Raw genomic sequence first — 19,890 nt, forward strand, 5'->3', positions numbered from 1 at the left:
CCTCGGTAGGCCAGGTAAACCCAGGCGCCTGCATCGCGGGCAAGCCCGGCTCCCACACTTGATCGCATTCACAACCTGGCCTCTCGCTTGATTCCCTCAAGGCTGGCAGACTGCCCATCCTTTAACGCCGTTCGTTTTGAGGCTGTATGCCAACGTTTTCTCAGCGTCACGTGTTATTGCTGGTCAGTTGCGTCATCATCTTCGGTGGGTTGTTGCTGGTCTTGCCGCTCAAGCTGCTGCCCAGCCTGCTGGCCGGCTTGCTGGTCTATGAGCTGGTCAATATGCTCACCCCGCAGTTGCAACGGCTGATCGAAGGCCGGCGCGCGCGTTGGCTGGCGGTGGCATTGCTCGGCACCTTGATCGTCAGTGTGCTGACCCTGATCTTTGCCGGCGCCATCAGCTTCCTGCTCCACGAAGCTGAAAACCCTGGGGCCTCCCTCGACAAATTCATGGGCGTGGTCGACCGCGCGCGCGGCCAGTTGCCGCCGTTCCTCGACGCCTACCTGCCCGCCAGCGCCGCCGAGTTTCGCGTGGCCATCGGCGACTGGCTGAGCAAGCACTTGAGCGAGTTGCAACTGGTCGGCAAAGACGCCGCCCACATGTTCGTCACCCTGCTGATCGGCATGGTGCTCGGCGCCATCATCGCCCTGCAGCGCGTGCCCGACCTGACCAAGCGCAAACCCCTGGCCGCCGCACTGTTCGACCGCCTGCACCTGCTGGTCCAGGCGTTTCGCAACATCGTCTTCGCCCAGATCAAGATTGCCGCGCTTAACACCCTGTTCACGGCGATCTTCCTCGCGGTGGTGCTGCCGTTGTGCGGGATTCACCTGCCGTTGACCAAAACCCTGATTGTGCTGACCTTCCTGCTCGGCCTGCTGCCGGTGATCGGCAACTTGATGTCGAACACGCTGATCACCATCGTCGCACTGTCGATTTCGATCTGGGTGGCAGTGGCGGCGCTGGGGTATTTGATCGTGATCCACAAGGTCGAGTACTTCCTCAACGCGCGCATCGTGGGCGGGCAGATCAGTGCCAAGTCGTGGGAGTTGTTGCTGGCGATGCTGGTGTTTGAAGCCGCATTCGGTCTGCCAGGCGTGGTGGCGGGGCCGATTTATTATGCGTATTTGAAGAGTGAGCTGAAGCTCGGCGGGATGGTTTGACGCAATCGCATCGTCAGGCAGGCTGCTGAATGTGCAGAGGCCTTCTGAACCGTGATTTGGCAGGTCGCCAAACCGGGTCGCTTTTTGGGCGACGGGCGGACTGTTGGCGTTATTGATCAAATGGTGCAAGGCCTCGGATGGGCTCGTTACAACATTCAGGGTAAGGCGAAGTCAGTGTGTGGAAGACGGCCTTTGTGGCGACCGGGATTTCGCGTGTAAGCAGGTCTAAATGTGGGAGCGGGCTTGCTCGCGAAGGCGGTGGTTCAGTCGATACTTACTTCGACTGACACTCCGCTATCGCGAGCAAGCCCGCTCCCACATTTGGTTTTTCAGCGTTGGTGAGAGTGGGGCACGTCAGGAGCCGTAGCGCTTGCTCGCTTCAATCGCCAAACCGCTGCCAATGCTGCCGAAGATGTTCCCTTCCACATGCCGGGCATTCGGCAACATCGCCGAGATGCTGTGGCGCAGTGCCGGAATGCCGCTGGAACCGCCGGTGAAGAACACCGTGTCCACTTGGGCAACGTCCACCGAGGCGTCGGTCAGCAATTGCGTGACGCTGTTGCGCACGCGCTCGAGCAAGCCATCAATCGCGGACTCGAACAGTGTGCGGCTCAGGTCCACGCTCAACCCGGGTTCAACCCGGTCCAGCAGCACGTGGCGGCTGTCTTCGTGGGTCAGCTGGATCTTGGTTTCTTCCACTTCCATCGCCAGCCAGTGCCCGGCGCGCTGTTCGATCAGCTTGAACAGGCGGTCGATGCCGCCGGTGTCTTCGATGTCGTAGCGCATGCTGCCCAGGGCCAGCTGGGATTTTTGCGAGTACACCGAGTTGATGGTGTGCCAGGTGGCCAGGTTCATGTGGTGGCTGGTCGGCATGTAGGCACCGCTTTTCATGCGGCTGCCGTAGCCGAACAGCGGCATCATGCCGGCCAGCGAGAGTTGTTTGTCGAAGTCGGTACCACCGATGTGCACGCCGCCGGTGGCGAGGATGTCGCTTTGGCGGTTGTCGTTGTGACGGCGGTCCGGGGACAGGCGCACCAGCGAGAAGTCGGACGTACCACCGCCAATGTCGACAATGAGCACAAGCTCTTCTTTCTCGATGGTGGACTCGTAGTCGAAGGCCGCTGCAATCGGTTCGTACTGGAACGAGATGTCCTTGAAGCCGATCTTGCGCGCCACGTCGACCAGGGTATTTTCCGCTTCCTGGTCGGCCATCGGGTCGTCATCGACAAAGAACACCGGGCGGCCCAGGACCACTTCTTCGAACTCGCGGCCGGCGGTGGTTTCAGCGCGGCTTTTGAGTTGGCCGATAAACAGCGCCAGCAGGTCGGTGAAGGGCATGGCCGTGCCGAGCACGCTGGTGTCGTGCTTGATCAGCTTGGAACCCAGCAGGCTCTTGAGCGAGCGCATCAGCCGGCCTTCGTAGTTTTCCAGGTATTCGTGCAGCGCCAGTCGACCGTACACCGGGCGACGCTCCTCGAAGTTGAAGAACACCACCGACGGCAATGTGATCTTGTCGTCCTCCAGCGCAATAAGAGTCTCCTCGCCGGGGCGGATCCAGCCGACGGTGGAGTTGGACGTGCCAAAGTCGATGCCGCAGGCACGGGCTGGGGATGGGTTTTTCATGTCTATCGGGTTCCGGTTGCAAAACGGCCGCGCAGTGTATGCCAGTCGAAGGCGGATGCGTAGGCCAACCATCCGTTAAATCGTGCTTGAAAGTGAGGGATTCGCCCCCACATCTGATGCATACGGCTAGCGCCGATAACACTTTGACGCACCCCCAGGCCACAAGACTCAACAAGTGCAAAGCAGCGCACGTTGTGCCTCAGGTTGTGCGATCTCGATTAAGGATGGTGAACCGCCGATGGATTTCAAAGACTACTACAAGATACTGGGTGTCGAGCCGACGGCTGATGACAAGGAAATCAAGGCCGCCTATCGCAAGCTCGCACGCAAATATCACCCGGATGTGAGCAAGGAAAAAGACGCCGAAGAAAAATTCAAGGACGCGTCCGAAGCCTATGAAGCGCTTAAAAGCGCCGATAAGCGCGCGGAATACGACGAACTGCGCAAATACGGCCAGCATGGCCAGCCGTTCCAGGGCCCACCGGGCTGGCAGAGCCGTGGCGGCTTTGGCGGTGGTGCGGGTACTGAAGACTTTTCTGACTTCTTCAGTTCGATCTTCGGCGGCCGTGGCGATGCCTTCGGTGGCGGCCAGCGCCGTCCGACCGGGCGCAAGGGCCAGGACGTGGAGATGCAACTGACGGTGCTCCTCGAAGAGACGCTGTCCACCGAGTCCAAGCAGATCAGCTTCCAGGTGCCGCAATATGACGCTTCGGGTCGTCATGTCAGCAACACCACCAAGAGCCTGAACGTGAAGATCCCCGCCGGCGTGGCCGACGGCGAGCGCATCCGCCTCAAAGGTCAGGGGGCGCCGGGTATTGGCGGTGGCGCCAACGGCGATCTGTACCTGATCATCAAGTTTGCGTCGCACCCCAAGTTCGAGGTGGATGGCGAAAACCTGATCATCAACCTGCCTCTGGCGCCGTGGGAATTGGCGCTGGGCGCGGAAGTGGCGGTGCCAACCCTCACCGGCAAGATCAACCTCAAGGTGCCGGCGGGCAGCCAGAACGGCCAGCGCATGCGCGCCAAGGGCCATGGCTTGCTGAACAAGGCCGGGCAGCGCGGCTATTTGTTCGTGCAGCTCAAGGCCGTGATGCCCAAAAGCAGCGACGAGGAGGTCAAGGCGTTGTGGCAGGAACTGGCGCAGAAAGCGGCGTTCAACCCGCGTGAACATTTCTGAGCCGCATAACTATCTAGGGCTTTTCAGCTAGGGCTATTCGATAGGTTGGTTTTTTCCAACCTGCACGGATGGCCCGTTATGTCAGAACAACCCGTTACCTCAACCCCCGAAGGCACCTTCAACGCTGACCTTCGGGGCGTGCATTACGACTTCCTCAAGGAACGTGTACCCGCGTGGTTCACTCAGGGTTCCACCCGGCGCCAGGAAGAACTCGCCAACCACGATACGGAACTGCCCAGCTGGTACCTGACCGCCACGGCTCAGCAAAAGGCTGAGCTGGCCGCCAGCCATACCCGCTACCGCGAAACCTTGAACCAGGTGGACAACACCCTCGGCGACATCAAGGACGCGTGCGCCTTTGCCGAGCAGCCGCTTAAAGACGCAATCAAACAACGCTTCAACCTGGACGTGGACGTCAAGAACGTCTATTTCGCCCGCAAGTATGGGTTTAAAAGTCGCGACGACCTGTTCGGTGCGTTTGTTTTTGAGCAGCAGAACGACTCGGCGTTGAGTTATGAATACCGTGGTGTTTCTTTACTTGAGGCCGCCTTGGCCAATTTCGCGCCCGATGAAGAGCACGCCAGTGCCTGCAACGATTGCCAGGTCATAACGCGCTGGAGTTCGTACGACGGCGAAGTCATCCCGACCTTTCACGCGGTCAATTCCCAGGCCCTGTCCATCGCGCCCCATGAATTTGCCCAAGTGTGCCGCAGCCTGGACTTAGGCAATTTGTATCAGCAGCACATCAAGGCCATTGTCCAACCGGACGACACGGCCCAGCGCAGCGCACTTGAAACGCAGCTGCAAGAGCACCAACGCCAGCAATTGGCGCTGAGCGCAGAGGTGGCGGCTCACCAGACCGAATGGGGCATCAGCGCTGACGCGTACCGCATGATCAAACAGGTCATCACTAACCCCGCCAGTGCCACACTCGACGGTAAACCAGTGACGTTTGCCGCATTGAAGGTGTTTGGCAGTGTGTTGGTGGGGCCAGTGCTGATCGGCCCGGCGCGTAAAGGCAGTGACAGTGTCGAGCGCCTGGTCGTGTTCATCCCCAACGACCCACAGCAGCCGCTCAGGGAGTACGCCTCCAGTGCGGAGTTTATGGCGGACCTCAGGGCCCGCTTGCACAGCGCCTCGTATCGACGCTTCTTCAGCCGGTTCGTGCCCCAGCGCGAGCAGGGGGTCTTTTTTAAACAATTTAATGTGGTGTACAAGCCCGCCAACGGCGATGGCGAGGCGGGCGATTACCCGCTGGCATCAAGGCCGGTGAGGTTGCCGCTGGATGAGACGGCTATCAATGGCAACCTATGGGAGCAACTGCGCGCGGCCCAGGTGCGCAAAATTTTATCGGACGCCCGCGCCGTGGCGGTGCCCACCGGGGATGAGGACCGTCAGGCGCGTATGGAGCGACTGTCGAGCTATTTGGACGCGGTGATCAGCGTGTTCAACCTCGCCGCTTTCGTGGTGCCGGGGTTGGGGCCGATCATGCTGGCGGTGGGCGCGGCGCAGATGTGCACTGAAGTGTATGAAGGCATCGAAGCCTACGAGCGAAACGATCTGAAGACATTGTGGGCGCACTTGTCCAGCTTGGCACTCAATGCGGCGATGCTGGGCACCGGCGCGAAGGTGTTGCCCGCAATCAAATGGGCGAGCATCGTCGACAACCTCAAGCCGGTCACGCTGCCGAGCGGTAAACAGGTGTTGTGGAACCCGGATATGGCGCCCTATAAGGTGCCGGTCAACCTGGGGCCAGACGCCCAGCCAGACGCATTGGGCCTGTATCAGCATAACGGGCAAACAGTGTTGCCCCATGAGGGTGACTATTATCAGGTTCGGCAAGAGCCTGACACCGGCCAGTACCGGATCCAGCACCCCAATCGGCCGGGGGCGTATGAACCGCAACTGGAACATAACGACGCCGGCGCCTGGAGCCATGAAGTCGAGGAACCCCTGACCTGGGACAAACCGACCCTGATGAGGCGCCTGGGGCTGGAGCAGCGTGGGCTTGGCCGCGAAACGCTGGAGCAGGCCCGGCTGGCCAGCGGCGTCGAAGAGGACACATTGCGCCAGACCTTTGTGGAGCATGAGCCGGTACCCTTGCTGTTGGAGGATTCGATTCAGCACTTCAAGGCCCATCAGGCGCTCACGACCTTTGTTGAACAGATGCGCAGCAGCGACCCGGCCATCTACGCCAAGGCTGATCTGGCGCTGCAAATGAACATGATGCGTCGCCGAGGCATGTTGCCGCAAAACCTCGGTTTTCGCGTGCTCGGCAGCGGCGCCAGGGTACTCTGGGAAACGGAGCCGCACACTGCGACGCGGGTGGTCGTTTTCAACGATGACCAACTGGCGCGTGGCGAGTTGCTTAAAGAGGTGTTGAACACCTTGCAAGGCGTTGACCCGACGCTTAACGACATCCCTGGAAGTGCCGAAGACTCACTGCATGTGCGGGCGGGCAAGCTACGCCAGTACCTGGGTGACACGGTGGACACCTACAAAGGCCCACTGGCGGAGGAGCGCTACCGGGCGTTGACCGCATCGGCTGATCCCGATGTGCAGCGACTACAGGCGGACTATCCGGATTTGCCCACCTCGATGGCGGCGCACTTGCTCAAGAGCCTGAGCACCGAGCAAGTGCAGACCTTGCGCAATACCGGGCTGCTGCCCGAAGCACAGGCCGAACAGGCGAAATGGTGTGAACAGGAAACTCGCGTAGCCCGTGCTTATGAAGGGCTGCAACTGGACACTCTGGCGAACCTCGACAGCCAGCGCCTGGCGTTGCGCACGCTGGAAACCTTGCCCGGTTGGCACCGGGGGACACGGGTGGAACTGCGCCAGTATTCATCGCAGGGGCTGCTGCTGGATGCGATTGGCGCCCCGGAGGGAATGGCCAGGTCCCTGATACAGATGGATAACGGTTTGTTCCAGGCGACCCAGCCGCGGGACTTCTTTGCTGCGACCTGGGACCTGTTGTCTGCCACTGAACGCCAGGCCCTGGGGTTCACCGACGCGCTGCAAATGAAAGCTGCGATTGCACGAGCGCCGCTGTCACGTGCGCAGCTGCGTACGGTGTTGCTGGAGCACCCGGTGCGCAAACCGACCGTGGACCCTACGCTGCGCCTGTTGGGCGGTGGTCGTGGTTTTCGGCAACGGGTGGCCGGTGTTTTTGCTCCTTCAGAGGCGTCGGTAAAGGCCCGGATCCATAAGTTGTACCCCGCGATGGGAGAGAGCGAGGTCACTGCCTTGATTGCCTCATTGGGTGCGGATGTGCGAGGTGGGCTGACGCTTCGGGAAGCTGAGCTCAAGACGCTGGAGAGGGACTTGAAGGTTTGGGTTAAGGCGAACACACCGCAACCCGCTGCGGGCCCGGTGGATGCCCGAGCGTCTGGCATCGCCCGGCAGATCTTGAGTCATTGGCAGCGTACGGCTGAGGGCCCCATGCGGTTGCTGATGGATGGCGCGATGGAGCTGCCGACACTGAGCGCCGATTTCAGCTCTATCGAAAAACTTGAGCTCGTCGGCGTCAAGTGGTCGGGTAGCGCTGATGTTTTCCTTACAAAGTTCACCCGGCTCAACGACTTGGTCATCAGCCGGTGCAGGCTGACCGAGCTGCCCGGCGCTATTGGTGCAATGAACAATCTGACGTCGTTGGACCTGACGTCCAACACCCTCCGCTTAACCCCACACAGCGCCAGGACACTGAGTACCCTGGGCAACCTTGAAACGCTTTACCTCGCCAATAACCCGCTGAGCATTGCACCGGATGTGAGTGCCATGCCTCGATTGAGACGCCTGAACCTGAGGAATACGCAGCTGGATGCGTGGCCAGAGGGACTGCGGGCCCGCGCGGGGATGGAGGTTGTCGACTTGAGCCATAACCTTTTACGCGAAGTGCCCGAGGAACTCCTCAACCCGGCAGATGAGCAGCTAGAGGCGAGTGCCCAACTCAATGGCGTCACCCTGCTTGAGGGCAATCGATTTGCGGCTGATTACTGGCAGAAATTTGATGGTTACTGGCAACGTGTGAATCAGGCCCTACCTGACTTGGTGAAAAGCGCCCGTGATGGCGCATTTGACAGCGGTAACCCAAGGCTCGAAAAACTCCGACGGCTGTACCCAAACAAGCGTACGCAAGAGGCCAGAAAGTGGGTCTGGAGCTTGGGGGCCGGTGCCGACGCAGAACTGGACAGGCTCGAACAAGCGTTCAACACCTTGCAACAGCAGTTGAATGCCTGGGCGTTTTCGGGGGGTGGCGAACACCAACGCTACGTTCGTGCGGGCCAGCGACAGGTCAACGCAGGCGGCCTTGAGGACCGCTATCAGGCTCAGCAGCGTATTCTCGCGTGCTGGCGACGCGAGACCCCGCAAATGCTTGCCAATGACGGAGAGCAGATTGGCGTGGAGCTGGACCTGAGCGGCCTGATGTTGCCGAGCCTGCCGGACCTGGACGTTGATTTCAGCCATGTTGGCTCGCTGAAATTGAGCAACATGGGGCTCAGCGCTTCGCCGGAAGGCTTCCTGACACGCTATCGGCATCTGCGGTGGCTGGACCTGTCGAATAATCAGCTCAGGGTGCTGCCGCCGGCCCTGGATGAAATGCACAACCTGACCCGCTTGTTTTTGCATAACAACCGGATTCGCCTCACCCCGGAAACGGCGCGGATCCTGTCGCAACGGGTGAGGCTGCGCGCGTTATGGCTGCACGATAACTCGCTGGGCATTGCGCCCGACTTCAGCCTGATCACTGACATGCGTTCCCTGAGTATGGGAAACGCCGGCATCGATACCTGGCCTACCGGCTTGGGTGAGCAACCGTTGCTGGATCAGATCGAACTCAGTAATAACAACATCACCACTATCCCGGCCTCAGTCATTGCGCCACCGGATGATCAATTGGCGCAAACGGCCCGTATTAATAACCTGACGAGGGTCTCCCGTAACCCTCTGACCCCGGACACCCTGCAACAGGTCAGGGCCTACAACCAGCGCCTTGAACGGGCGGGGCTGGCCTCTGCGAGCAATCCGAACACCCTGGTGACCACCGCGCTCACCACTCGCACCCCGCGTGTGCGCGACGCGGGCACGCAGCAGCCGTTGCTGCGTTGGACCCAAGGGTTCGGCGAGGACCAGGTGTCAGCCAAAAAAGCCCAGTGGCAGGTGCTGCACGACAATGAGCGCGCGGGGCCGTTCTTCGACATTCTCAACCGGCTGGAGCCTGCGGGCCCGGGGCATGCCGACTTGCAACGTCGCGTCTGGGAGGTGATCGACAGCATCAGCGAAAACACCCCGGAATCGGAAAACCACCGCAACGAGTTGTTCGACCGGGCCGGCGAGCCCGGTTGTTGTGATCGCGCGGCGTTCTCGTTCAGCAACCTGGAAGTCGCAACGCTGATCTACAGGGCGCGTACACAGGCTACGGGGCAGGCGCAAGCGGCGCAGCTGTCGAACCTGTCCAAAGGCTTGTTCCGTTTGCATGAAGTCGACACGCTTGCGTCTCAGGACATCCAGCGCAGCGAGGCCATCGTCAATGACCCAACGGTGTCGATGACCGATAAGTTGCCCCATGTCACACGCCTCTCTGAAGAGGTGGAGATCAGGCTGGCGTATCGCTACGGCCTCAAGGACCGGCTGCAATTGCCGGGGCAGCCGCAGAGCGTCAGGTTCACCGACCTGGGCGGGGTCACACCGCAGATGCTGGATGCCGCGTATGAAAAGATCATCAAACGGGATAACTCTACCCAGGAGTATCAGGCGCTGTTGTCCCGAGAGTTCTGGCAGGACTACGTCACCCACAAGTACCGCGCGCAATTTGATGCACAGAGCGAGCCCTATCATCAGCAGTTGGCCGCGCTGCATGAGCGTCGCGTGGCCGAGACCTTGTCCGAGAGGATCTACAGGGCGAAAGCCGATGACCTGCAGGCACAGCTCGCGATCAAGGAAAGCGCACTGATCGACACACTGAGCCGACGCGAGGTCGCACAGATTCTGTTGCCACGCGAACCGCTTGAAGTGCTGGTTGAACCCGGCAAAAGCAGCGCGCGCGCGTTGCAGCTCTCACAGGCACGCGCCATCGAGTTCGAGGGCAAACAGTACTTTGTTGCGAGCATGCCCGATGGGGAAGGCGAGCATTACCTGTTGTGGGTGCAGGCGCCGGATAATCCGTTTGTGCTGGTCAGCAGCGCGATCATCGCCAAGCCCGATAGCGCGGGGGTTTGGAAGCGACCACGCACGGCGGGCGGGATGAAACCGGGTGGTTCCGAGGATGAGTTTGAAGACGCGGCCGAGTCCTTGCCTATGGTGCCTTACACGGCGGCCGAACTCAGGTTCATGAGGCGTGAAGTTCATTTCACGGCCGCCCCCAATCCCATCGGCAGTTATAACCGAGCGAATAACGGTAAGTACCCACTCAGGGACTATCAGGGCAGGCCGATACGCATTCGAAAACTGCAAAGCCGCGTTGAACTGGTGGATTCCGCTACTAAATACACCTCCGATCAAGTCAAGCCTTACATCAAGTTTGAAGGGTATGAGGAGGTGGGCGCACGTTATGAAGAGAAGCTGCAACTGCGTACGTTCACTGCACAGGATATGAAGGTGCCTGAAGAGAAGTCGCTGATCGGGCAGAACATGGTGGTGGCCAACAGGCGTATCGGCAAAGGAGAAATAGTCGGCGTTTACGGCGGGACGGTGCTGCCCTCTGGTTTTTTTGGCCCGGGCGGTCAGACCTACACCATGCTCGTGAGCAGTCGACCGGCGCTCGGTGATCTGGCGCTTGGCGAGCCGCTGGTTCACCTGTCTGGGGATAACATTATCTCCAGAATCAACACCAACTTTGAATATGATGCGGATGGTAAGCCGCTGCGTCAGGCCTCGGGCGGTTATAACGTCGAGGCCGTGCCCTTCAATGTCGAGGCGGATATGTGGCTGGGCATGGGACCTGAAGCGACAACCCGGCGAAAGGGGTTTGTTTTGACGGCGGTATTTGCGATTGAAGACATTCCGGCGGGCACCGAGTTGCGAATGGATTATGGATACACCGAATCCATGATCAAAGCACAGGTCGTGTAAGGCTGTCGCGCGCGCTGGATACTTGAGCCAGGCGCGGTGTATTCAGCCCCGCAGAAGAACCGTCATGTTCGTCTTCGGGGCTGAATTGTCTTCGCTAGAACAAAAAGTAGCGCTGGGCCATTGGCAACACCTCGGCGGGCTCACACCACAGCAACACGCCATCGGCCTTGACCTGATAAGTCTGTGGGTCCACTTCGATATCCGGCAGGTAATCGTTGTGGATCAGGTCGGTTTTCTGCACGTCGCGACAGCCCTTGACCACCGCAATCTGCTTCTTCAAGCCCAGGGCCTCGGGCAACCCGGCGTCCTGCGCCGCCTGGCTGATAAAGGTCAGGCTGGTGGCATGCAACGCGCTGCCGAAGCTGGCGAACATCGGGCGGTAATGCACCGGCTGCGGCGTGGGAATCGACGCATTGGCGTCGCCCATCAGGCTTGAGGCAATCGCGCCGCCCTTGAGAATCAGGGTCGGCTTGATGCCGAAAAAAGCCGGGCGCCACAGCACCAGGTCGGCCCACTTGCCCACTTCGATCGAGCCGACAATATGGCTGATGCCATGGGTGATCGCCGGGTTGATGGTGTACTTGGCGATGTAGCGTTTGGCGCGGAAATTATCATTGCCCGGGCCGTCACCGGGCAGGGCGCCACGCTGTTTTTTCATCTTGTCGGCGGTCTGCCAGGTGCGCGTGATCACTTCACCGACGCGGCCCATGGCCTGGCTGTCGGAACTGATCATCGAGAACGCACCGAGGTCATGCAGGATGTCTTCGGCGGCGATGGTCTCACGGCGGATGCGGCTTTCGGCGAAGGCCACGTCTTCGGCAATGCTCGGGTCCAGGTGATGGCAGACCATCAACATGTCCAGGTGCTCGTCGATGGTATTGCGGGTGAACGGCCGGGTCGGGTTGGTGGAGCTGGGCAGTACGTTTGGGAAACCGCAGGCCTTGATGATGTCCGGCGCGTGGCCGCCACCGGCACCTTCGGTGTGGTAGGTGTGAATGGTGCGGCCCTTGAGCGCGGCGAGGGTGGTTTCGACGAAGCCGGACTCGTTGAGCGTATCGCTGTGGATCGCCACCTGCACATCGTACGCGTCGGCAACGCTCAGGCAGTTGTCGATGCTGGCCGGTGTGGTGCCCCAGTCCTCATGCAGCTTCAAACCGATGGCGCCGGCCTTGACCTGCTCGACCAATGGCTCCGGCAAACTGGCGTTGCCCTTGCCGGTGAAGCCGATGTTCATCGGGAACGAGTCGCTGGCCTGCAGCATGCGCGCCAAATGCCATGGGCCTGAGGTGCAGGTGGTGGCATTGGTGCCGGTTGCCGGGCCGGTGCCGCCGCCGATCATGGTGGTGACGCCGCTGGTCAGCGCCTCCTCGATCTGCTGCGGGCAGATGAAGTGCACGTGGGAGTCGATACCGCCGGCGGTGAGGATCATGCCTTCACCGGCAATCACTTCGGTGCTGGCGCCGATGGCCATGGTCACGCCGGGCTGGATGTCCGGGTTACCGGCCTTGCCGATCGCGTGAATGCGGCCGTTCTTCAGGCCGACGTCGGCTTTGACGATGCCCCAGTGATCGATGATCAGCGCGTTGGTGATGAGCGTGTCCACCACTTCATGGGCGAGCAACTGGCTCTGGCCCTGACCATCGCGAATCACCTTGCCGCCGCCGAATTTCACTTCTTCGCCGTAGACGGTGAAGTCCTGCTCCACTTCGACGAACAGCTCGGTGTCGGCCAGGCGGACCTTGTCACCGACGGTGGGGCCGTACATGTCGGCGTAGGCTTGGCGGCTGATTTTCATGTGTGTGAGCCCTGAGAAAAAATGTGTTGAATGTGAAATCGTTTTCGCGAGCAAGCCCGCTCCCACATTTGGAATGCATTCCCCTGTGGGAGCGGGCTTGCTCGCGATGAGGCCCTAAAGGTCACCCATAATCCGCCCGGCGAAGCCGAATACTCGGCGCCCGCCGCTCAAATCCACCAACTCGATGTCGCGACTCTGCCCCGGCTCAAACCGCACCGCCGTGCCCGCCGGAATATTCAGACGCATGCCACGGCTCGCAGCGCGATCAAAGGTCAGCGCGTCGTTGGTCTCGAAAAAGTGATAGTGCGAGCCCACCTGAATCGGTCGGTCGCCGCTGTTGGCCACGCTCAAGGTGATGGTGCGCCGGCCGACGTTGAGCTCGATGTCGCCAGGTTGGATCTTGTATTCACCAGGAATCATGCAGGTTGCCCCAGGGTCTTGAAGTAGATGGCGGTCGGGGTGTAGCGCCCGTCCGGGCTTTGGCAGTAGTCGGGCAACTCACCGATTTTGGTGTAGCGCAGCGACTGGTAAAAGGCCTCGGCACCGGAGCCCGCTTCGGTGTCCAGGTACAGCAGGCCGCGCTTGTGCTGGCGCGCGGCGAGTTCCAGGGCGTTCATCAATTGCTGGCCGAGGCCATGGCGGCGGGCGCTGCTGTGAACCAGCAGCTTTTGTACTTCGGCACGGTTCAGGCCGTTGGCTTTCTGGCACAGCGCCAATTGCACGCTGGCAATGACTTGCTCGTCGCGCACCACCACCCACAGCAACAGGCTGGCGTCTTCCACGCTGGCTTGCACGCCTTTCAGATAGGCGCGCGCCTGGGGCTCATCGAAGTCAGCCATGAAGCCAACCGAGGCGCCATGCTGCACCGCGTCCAGCAACAGCTCGATCAAGCCCAGGCGGTAATGGGCAAAACTTTCAGCATTCACTCGACGCAGTTGTGCAGCACTCATTGATCTCACTCCTTGGGCGGTTCGGCGTCCGGGTTCAATGTCAGTTGCATAAAAGTCAGGTCCAGCCAGCGGCCGAACTTGATGCCCACTTGCGGCATCTGCCCGGTGCTGATGAAACCCAGGCGCGCATGCAGACGGATGGACGCCTGGTTGCCGCTTTCGATGGCCGCGACCATCACGTGTTTGCCACCGCTGCGGGCACGCTCGATCAGTGCTTGCATCAAGTGCGGGCCGAGGCCTTTGCCACGTTGGTCGTTGCGCACATACACCGAGTGTTCGACGCTGTAGCGAAAGCCTTCAAAAGGGCGCCAGTCGCCGAACGACGCGTAGCCGATGACTTCATCGTTTTCCACCGCCACCAGAATCGGATAGGCCTGGGCCTGGCGCGCACTGAACCAGGCCTGGCGGTTAGCCAGGTCGACCGGTTGTTCGTTCCAGATCGCCGTGGTGTTGAGTACCGCGTCGTTGTAGATGTCACGAATCGCCGGCAGGTCTTGCCAGGTTGCATCACGAATCATGGCCGCGCCTCACGGGATGGGCTGGTGAACGGTCACCAGTTTGGTACCGTCGGGGAAGGTGGCTTCCACCTGGATATCGGGGATCATTTCCGGGATGCCCTCCATCACCTGCTCGCGGCTGAGCAGGGTCGTGCCGTAGTGCATCAGTTCGGCGACGGTGCGCCCATCGCGGGCACCTTCCATCAGCGCGGCGGAAATATAGGCGATGGTTTCCGGGTAGTTGAGCTTCACGCCCCGCGCCAGGCGGCGTTCGGCCACGAGGCCGGCGGTGAAGATCAGCAGTTTGTCTTTTTCCCGTGGGGTTAAATCCATGCTTCAGGTGCTCCAGATTCGCGGTAAAACGGCTTCACGGCCCAGCACCGCCGGGCGCAACAGCCGCCATAAATCAATCAGCCAGGCCCGCGCCAGCAGCGCTTCACTGGCCAGGCAGCGGGCCACCAGCAAGCCGGGCAGTTGGGTCAGGTCGCCGCGCACCGTATGGGGCAAGGCGCGGCAGGTTTCCAATAATTCGGGCTCGATATCACCGGTGAGCAACAGCGTGGCAAACACCGGCTGGCCGTCCAGCCCGATGGGGGAGTCGAGTAAACCGTCGGCGCCCACAATGCGCTGGCGCTCGTGCCAGAGCAACTGGCCGTCGCGGCGAATATCCAGGTGCGATTGAAAGTGGCCGAGGTCAAAACGCTCGCCGCTGGCGGGGCGGCCGAGGGCGACCACGTCCCAATAAAACAGCCGGGCGTCGCCTTGCAGCGCTACGCGCGTAGTGAGTTCCGCCTGGGCGGCGCTGAACACGATGGTTTCCTGGGGCAGCCATTCCAGGGTGGCGCCGGCTTCTACCGTCAGTTCAAGCTGTTGAAAGGCCGGGCCATTGGCGCGGTACCACTTGGCTGCGCCGGGGCTGGTCAATTGCGCCCAGGCATTGGCGCCGACATGGGCGCGGATGTCCAGGCGATCACCGCCGGCAATCCCGCCGGGCGGGTGCACGATGATGTGTTGGCACACCTCGGGGCCTTCGGCGTACAGGTGTTTTTGCACGCGCAGCGGGCCAAGGTGGCGGCGCATCACCGGGCGCGTGGTGTCGCCGAAACGCGCGTAGCCGAGTTCCAGCTCGGCATGCCAGCTGGGGGTGAACAGGGCGGGGGTAACGGGCAGGTTCATGGCTTTGGGCTTATCTTCGGACGCTAAAGATTAGATTCTTACTTATATAGAAACCAGGCCACGCACACCCTCACTTTCCATATTTTCTCCACGGCCTTGCTGCACGATTTCGCCACGGGACATCACCAGGTACTGGTCGGCCAGCTCGGCGGCGAAGTCGTAGAACTGCTCCACCAACAGGATCGCCATATCGCCACGGGCGGCGAGCTTTTTGATCACCATGCCGATTTCCTTGATCACGGACGGCTGAATGCCCTCGGTGGGCTCGTCGAGAATCAACAGGCGCGGGCGGCTGGCCAGGGCGCGGCCGATTGCCAACTGTTGCTGCTGGCCGCCGGACAAATCACCGCCACGGCGGTGCTTCATTTGCAGCAAGACCGGGAACAGTTCGTAGATAAACTCCGGGACTGCTTTGGCCTCGGCACCGGGAAACCGAGAGAGGCCCATCAACAGGTTTTCTTCCACGGTCAGGCGGCCGAAAATCTCCCGGCCCTGCGGCACGTAGGCGATGCCCGCGTGCACGCGCTGGTGCGGCTTGAGCCCGGTAATGGCCTTGCCTTCCCAGTTCACCGCGCCTTCTTTGGCGGGCAGCAAACCCATCAGGCATTTGAGCAGGGTGGTCTTGCCCACGCCGTTACGGCCGAGCAGGCAGGTGACCTCGCCGACGTTCACGTCGAAGGACAGCCCGCGCAGGATGTGGCTACCGCCGTAGTACTGGTGCAACTTGTCGACTTGCAGCATTCTGGAGTTCTCCTCAATTCCCTGTGGGAACCGGATCAATGTGGGCGCCGGCTTGCCTGCGATGGCATCACCGTGGTCCCACGGGGAGACCGAGTCGCCTGTAGCGCAGGCAAGCCAGCGCCCACATAAAGCTGTTCACGTCAGCGTCAGCGACCGAGGTAAACCTCGATCACCCGCTCATTTTCCTGCACCTGTTCCAGCGACCCCTCGGCCAGCACGCTGCCCTGGTGCAACACCGTCACGTGGTCGGCAATCGAGCCGACGAAGCCCATGTCGTGCTCCACCACCATCAGCGAGTGCTTGCCCGCCAGGCGCTTGAACAGTTCGGCGGTGAACTCGGTTTCGGCGTCGGTCATGCCCGCTACGGGTTCGTCCAGCAGCAACAACTGCGGGTCTTGCATCAACAACATGCCGATTTCCAGGAATTGCTTCTGGCCGTGGGACAGCAGCCCGGCCGGGCGCTGTACCGACGCCGTCAGGCGGATGGTCTCGAGCACTTCATCGATACGGTCTTTCTGCTCGCCGCTCAGGCGTGCGCGTAGGCTGGCCCACACGGACTTGTCGGTTTTCTGCGCCAGCTCCAGGTTTTCGAACACGCTCAGGGCTTCGAACACCGTGGGTTTCTGGAACTTGCGGCCGATACCGGCCTGGGCGATCTGCACTTCGCTCATGCTGGTCAAATCGAGGGTTTCGCCGAACCAGGCCTTGCCGTGGCTGGGACGGGTCTTGCCGGTGATCACGTCCATCAGCGTGGTTTTGCCTGCGCCGTTGGGGCCGATGATGCAGCGCAGTTCGCCGACGCCGATGTACAGGTTCAGGTCATTGAGCGCCTTGAAACCGTCGAAGCTGACACTGATGTCTTCCAGGGTCAGGAGGGTGCCGTGGCGGGTGTTGAGGCCCTTGCCTGCGGCCTGGCCGATGCCGATCGCATCGCGGCTGCTGCCCGCATCTTTGTTCGGCTCAAGAATAGGTTCGAGCATAAATTCCGCCGTCGCAGTGACTCTCATTGTTCACCCCGTTTCTTCAACAGGCCGATGACACCCTTGGGCAAATACAGGGTGACGATGATGAACAGGGCCCCGAGAAAGAACAGCCAGTATTCCGGAAACGCCACGGTGAACCAGCTCTTCATGCCGTTCACCACACCGGCGCCGAGCAGCGGCCCGATCAAGGTGCCGCGCCCACCCAAGGCCACCCACACAGCGGCTTCGATGGAGTTGGTCGGCGACATTTCGCTGGGGTTGATGATGCCCACTTGCGGCACATACAACGCCCCCGCCAAGCCACACAGCACGGCGCTCAACACCCACACAAACAACTTGAAACCGCGCGGGTCGTAACCGCAAAACATCAGGCGGTTTTCGGCGTCGCGCAATGCCGTCAGTACACGGCCGAACTTGCTCTGCGCCAGGCGCCAGCCGGTGTACAAGCTGGCGACCAGCAACAGCACCGTGGCAAAAAACAACACCGCCCGCGTGCCGGGCTCGGTGATGCCGAAGCCCAGGATGCTGCGAAAATTGGTAAAGCCGTTGTTGCCGCCAAAGCCGGTCTCGTTGCGGAAAAACAACAGCATCCCGGCAAAGGTCAGGGCTTGGGTCATGATCGAGAAATACACGCCCTTGATCCGCGAGCGGAAGGCGAAGAACCCGAACACCAGGGCCAGTAAACCCGGCGCCAGCACCACCAGGCACAGGGCCCAGAGAAAGTGTTCGGTGCCCATCCAATACCAGGGCAGCTCAGTCCACGATAAGAAGGTCATGAACGCCGGTAACTCGTCCCCGGACGCCTGACGCATCAGGTACATGCCCATCGCATAACCGCCCAGCGCAAAGAACAGGCCGTGGCCGAGGGACAACATTCCTGCGTAACCCCACACCAGGTCCAGGGCCAGGGCGACGATGGCGTAGCAGAGGATCTTGCCCATCAGCGTCAGGGTGTAGGCCGACACATGCAGCGGATGTTCAGGTGACAGCAGCGAGCACACGGGCAGGGCCAGCAGCAGGATCAGGATGGCCGCGCCGACCGCTATCGTGACTTTGGGCCCGGCCTTTTGCGTGGCGGTAAGCATCAATGGCTGGTTCATCAGTCGATCACCCGTCCTTTCAGTGCGAAGAGTCCTTGCGGGCGTTTCTGGATAAACAGAATGATCAGCGCGAGGATCAGGATCTTGCCGAGTACGGCGCCGATCTGCGGTTCCAGAATTTTGTTGGCGATGCCCAGGCCAAAGGCGGCCATGACGCTACCGGCCAGTTGGCCGACACCGCCGAGCACCACCACCAGGAATGAGTCGATGATGTAGCTCTGGCCCAGGTCCGGGCCGACGTTGCCGATCTGGCTCAGCGCGACGCCACCCAGCCCGGCGATGCCGGAACCCAGGCCAAACGCGAGCATGTCCACCCGCCCGGTGGGTACGCCGCAGCAGGCCGCCATGTTGCGGTTCTGGGTGACGGCGCGCACGTTGAGGCCCAGGCGGGTCTTGTTCAGCAGCAGCCAGGTCAGCACCACCACGCACAGCGCGAACGCGATGATCACGATGCGGTTGTACGGCAGCACCAGGTTGGGCAGCACTTGAATGCCGCCGGACAGCCATTCGGGGTTGGACACTTCGACGTTCTGCGCACCGAACACCAGGCGCACCAACTGAATCAGCATCAGGCTGATGCCCCAGGTGGCGAGCAGGGTTTCCAGCGGCCGGCCGTACAGGTGGCGAATCACCGTACGCTCCAGGACCATGCCGATGGCAGCGGTGACAAAAAACGCCACTGGCAGCGCAATCAACGGGTAGAACTCGATGGCGGCGGGCACGTAGCGCTGCATCATCAGCTGCACCACGTAAGTCGAGTACGCCCCGAGCATCAGCATCTCGCCGTGGGCCATATTGATCACGCCGAGCAGGCCGAAGGTGATTGCCAGGCCCAGGGCCGCGAGCAGCAGGATCGAACCCAGCGACATGCCGCTGAAGGCCTGGCCGAGGATTTCGCCGAACATCAGTTTGCGTTTGACCTGCGCCAGGCTGGTCTCGGCAGCGGTGTGCACGGCGGCGTCGGTTTCGACACCTGGCGCGAGCAACGCCTCAAGACGCGTACGGGCCAGCGGGTCACCGGTGCCGCCCAGCAAACGCACGGCGGCGAGGCGCACGGCGGGGTCGGTGTCGACCAACTGCAGGTTGGCCAGCGCCAGGCTGAGGGCGCTGTGCACGTCCTCGTTGGTTTCGGCGGCGACCTGCTGGTCGAGGAATTTGAGTTGCGCAGGTTGCGCGCTTTTTTGCAGGGTTTTGGCGGCTGCCAAGCGCACCTTGGGGTCGGCGGCGAGCAGTTGCTGGCTGGCTTGGACGTTGTCGATCAGGCCGCGCAGGCGGTTGTTCAGGCGTACGGTTTTGGTTTCACCGTTGAGCGTGAGCTGGCCTCGTTGCAGGGCGTCTACCAGTTCGATGCGCGCGGGGTCGGGCTGGGCGGCCCAATCCTGGAGCAGCTTGGCTTGTTGCGTCGGGTTGGCAGCGAGGAAGTCGTCGGCGTCGCCTGCCTGTGCTGCGAAAGGCAGCAACAGCAAGGCCGCGACGATGAAACGGTAAAGGGCAGTGGGCATATTGGTCGGCCTTACGCGGACAAATGTGGGCGCTGGCTTGCCTGCGATCGCGGTGTTTCAGATACACCGAGTCGTCTGCATCGCAGGCAAGCCAGCTCCTACAGGGTTTGTGTCG

The 19,890-nt window shown here is 61.2% G+C and carries 14 protein-coding genes; 3 read left to right on the forward strand and 11 right to left on the reverse strand.

The features are described from left to right. The first annotated feature begins 146 nt into the window (after positions 1 to 146). Positions 147 to 1,160: an AI-2E family transporter gene (locus A7D21_RS01400; RefSeq protein WP_053254094.1), complete on the forward strand. Its 1,014-nt coding sequence runs from the start codon at positions 147 to 149 to the stop codon at positions 1,158 to 1,160. 354 nt (positions 1,161 to 1,514) lie between these two features. Here A7D21_RS01400 and A7D21_RS01405 read toward each other — a convergent pair whose 3' ends face one another. After that, positions 1,515 to 2,783 (reverse strand): Hsp70 family protein, encoded by a 1,269-nt coding sequence (locus tag A7D21_RS01405; RefSeq protein WP_069550906.1) that lies wholly within the window; start codon positions 2,781 to 2,783, stop codon positions 1,515 to 1,517. A 238-nt stretch (positions 2,784 to 3,021) separates the two neighbouring features. Between A7D21_RS01405 and A7D21_RS01410 the strand changes: the two genes are divergently transcribed. Both A7D21_RS01410 and A7D21_RS01415 read left to right on the forward strand, forming a co-directional pair. Then, positions 3,022 to 3,960, forward strand: a complete 939-nt coding sequence (locus A7D21_RS01410) for a DnaJ C-terminal domain-containing protein (protein ID WP_069550907.1) — start codon at positions 3,022 to 3,024, stop codon at positions 3,958 to 3,960. Between the two features lie 78 nt (positions 3,961 to 4,038). Further along, the gene (locus A7D21_RS01415; RefSeq protein ID WP_069550908.1) at positions 4,039 to 11,031 is read left to right on the forward strand and encodes an NEL-type E3 ubiquitin ligase domain-containing protein; all 6,993 of its coding nucleotides are present in this window, start codon (positions 4,039 to 4,041) and stop codon (positions 11,029 to 11,031) included. Between the two features lie 94 nt (positions 11,032 to 11,125). Here A7D21_RS01415 and ureC read toward each other — a convergent pair whose 3' ends face one another. The 10 genes from ureC to urtB form a co-directional block, all read right to left on the reverse strand. Then, a complete protein-coding gene (ureC, locus tag A7D21_RS01420; protein ID WP_053254099.1) occupies positions 11,126 to 12,826 on the reverse strand; it encodes an urease subunit alpha in 1,701 nt (566 codons plus the stop codon). A 114-nt stretch (positions 12,827 to 12,940) separates the two neighbouring features. Then, positions 12,941 to 13,246 (reverse strand): urease subunit beta, encoded by a 306-nt coding sequence (locus tag A7D21_RS01425; protein WP_053254100.1) that lies wholly within the window; start codon positions 13,244 to 13,246, stop codon positions 12,941 to 12,943. Next, the gene (locus A7D21_RS01430; protein ID WP_069550909.1) at positions 13,243 to 13,776 is read right to left on the reverse strand and encodes a GNAT family N-acetyltransferase; all 534 of its coding nucleotides are present in this window, start codon (positions 13,774 to 13,776) and stop codon (positions 13,243 to 13,245) included. The genes A7D21_RS01425 and A7D21_RS01430 overlap by 4 nt, the downstream gene beginning before the upstream one ends. Before the next feature lie 5 nt (positions 13,777 to 13,781). Further along, positions 13,782 to 14,294, reverse strand: a complete 513-nt coding sequence (locus tag A7D21_RS01435) for a GNAT family N-acetyltransferase (RefSeq protein ID WP_053254102.1) — start codon at positions 14,292 to 14,294, stop codon at positions 13,782 to 13,784. A gap of 9 nt (positions 14,295 to 14,303) precedes the next feature. Then, the gene (gene ureA, locus A7D21_RS01440) at positions 14,304 to 14,606 is read right to left on the reverse strand and encodes an urease subunit gamma (RefSeq protein WP_053254103.1); all 303 of its coding nucleotides are present in this window, start codon (positions 14,604 to 14,606) and stop codon (positions 14,304 to 14,306) included. Positions 14,607 to 14,609: 3 nt separating this feature from the next. Further along, positions 14,610 to 15,449, reverse strand: coding sequence for an urease accessory protein UreD (locus A7D21_RS01445; protein WP_069550910.1), 840 nt, complete (start codon positions 15,447 to 15,449; stop codon positions 14,610 to 14,612). A 42-nt stretch (positions 15,450 to 15,491) separates the two neighbouring features. After that, positions 15,492 to 16,190 (reverse strand): urea ABC transporter ATP-binding subunit UrtE, encoded by a 699-nt coding sequence (urtE, locus tag A7D21_RS01450; RefSeq protein WP_069550911.1) that lies wholly within the window; start codon positions 16,188 to 16,190, stop codon positions 15,492 to 15,494. Positions 16,191 to 16,336: 146 nt separating this feature from the next. Beyond that, positions 16,337 to 17,197 (reverse strand): urea ABC transporter ATP-binding protein UrtD, encoded by an 861-nt coding sequence (urtD, locus tag A7D21_RS01455; protein ID WP_053254106.1) that lies wholly within the window; start codon positions 17,195 to 17,197, stop codon positions 16,337 to 16,339. Continuing rightward, positions 17,194 to 18,273 (reverse strand): urea ABC transporter permease subunit UrtC, encoded by a 1,080-nt coding sequence (gene urtC / locus A7D21_RS01460; RefSeq protein ID WP_053254107.1) that lies wholly within the window; start codon positions 18,271 to 18,273, stop codon positions 17,194 to 17,196. Before urtC ends, urtD begins: the two co-directional genes overlap by 4 nt. Further along, a complete protein-coding gene (gene urtB, locus A7D21_RS01465; RefSeq protein ID WP_053254108.1) occupies positions 18,273 to 19,775 on the reverse strand; it encodes an urea ABC transporter permease subunit UrtB in 1,503 nt (500 codons plus the stop codon). The genes urtC and urtB overlap by 1 nt, the downstream gene beginning before the upstream one ends. Positions 19,776 to 19,890: the final 115 nt, after the last annotated feature.

Origin of the sequence: Pseudomonas sp. AP19, assembly GCF_001728855.1 — a bacterium.
GTDB lineage: Bacteria > Pseudomonadota > Gammaproteobacteria > Pseudomonadales > Pseudomonadaceae > Aquipseudomonas > Aquipseudomonas fluorescens.

Bases quoted from the DNA above. Each gene is read 5' to 3' on its own strand.
- A7D21_RS01400 (WP_053254094.1), top strand. From the start codon at position 147: ATGCCAACGTTTTCTCAGCGTCACGTGTTATTGCTGGTCAGTTGCGTC.
- A7D21_RS01405 (WP_069550906.1), bottom strand. From the start codon at position 2,783: ATGAAAAACCCATCCCCAGCCCGTGCCTGCGGCATCGACTTTGGCACG.
- A7D21_RS01410 (WP_069550907.1), top strand. From the start codon at position 3,022: ATGGATTTCAAAGACTACTACAAGATACTGGGTGTCGAGCCGACGGCT.
- A7D21_RS01415 (WP_069550908.1), top strand. From the start codon at position 4,039: ATGTCAGAACAACCCGTTACCTCAACCCCCGAAGGCACCTTCAACGCT.
- ureC (WP_053254099.1), bottom strand. From the start codon at position 12,826: ATGAAAATCAGCCGCCAAGCCTACGCCGACATGTACGGCCCCACCGTC.
- A7D21_RS01425 (WP_053254100.1), bottom strand. From the start codon at position 13,246: ATGATTCCTGGTGAATACAAGATCCAACCTGGCGACATCGAGCTCAAC.
- A7D21_RS01430 (WP_069550909.1), bottom strand. From the start codon at position 13,776: ATGAGTGCTGCACAACTGCGTCGAGTGAATGCTGAAAGTTTTGCCCAT.
- A7D21_RS01435 (WP_053254102.1), bottom strand. From the start codon at position 14,294: ATGATTCGTGATGCAACCTGGCAAGACCTGCCGGCGATTCGTGACATC.
- ureA (WP_053254103.1), bottom strand. From the start codon at position 14,606: ATGGATTTAACCCCACGGGAAAAAGACAAACTGCTGATCTTCACCGCC.
- A7D21_RS01445 (WP_069550910.1), bottom strand. From the start codon at position 15,449: ATGAACCTGCCCGTTACCCCCGCCCTGTTCACCCCCAGCTGGCATGCC.
- urtE (WP_069550911.1), bottom strand. From the start codon at position 16,190: ATGCTGCAAGTCGACAAGTTGCACCAGTACTACGGCGGTAGCCACATC.
- urtD (WP_053254106.1), bottom strand. From the start codon at position 17,197: ATGAGAGTCACTGCGACGGCGGAATTTATGCTCGAACCTATTCTTGAG.
- urtC (WP_053254107.1), bottom strand. From the start codon at position 18,273: ATGAACCAGCCATTGATGCTTACCGCCACGCAAAAGGCCGGGCCCAAA.
- urtB (WP_053254108.1), bottom strand. From the start codon at position 19,775: ATGCCCACTGCCCTTTACCGTTTCATCGTCGCGGCCTTGCTGTTGCTG.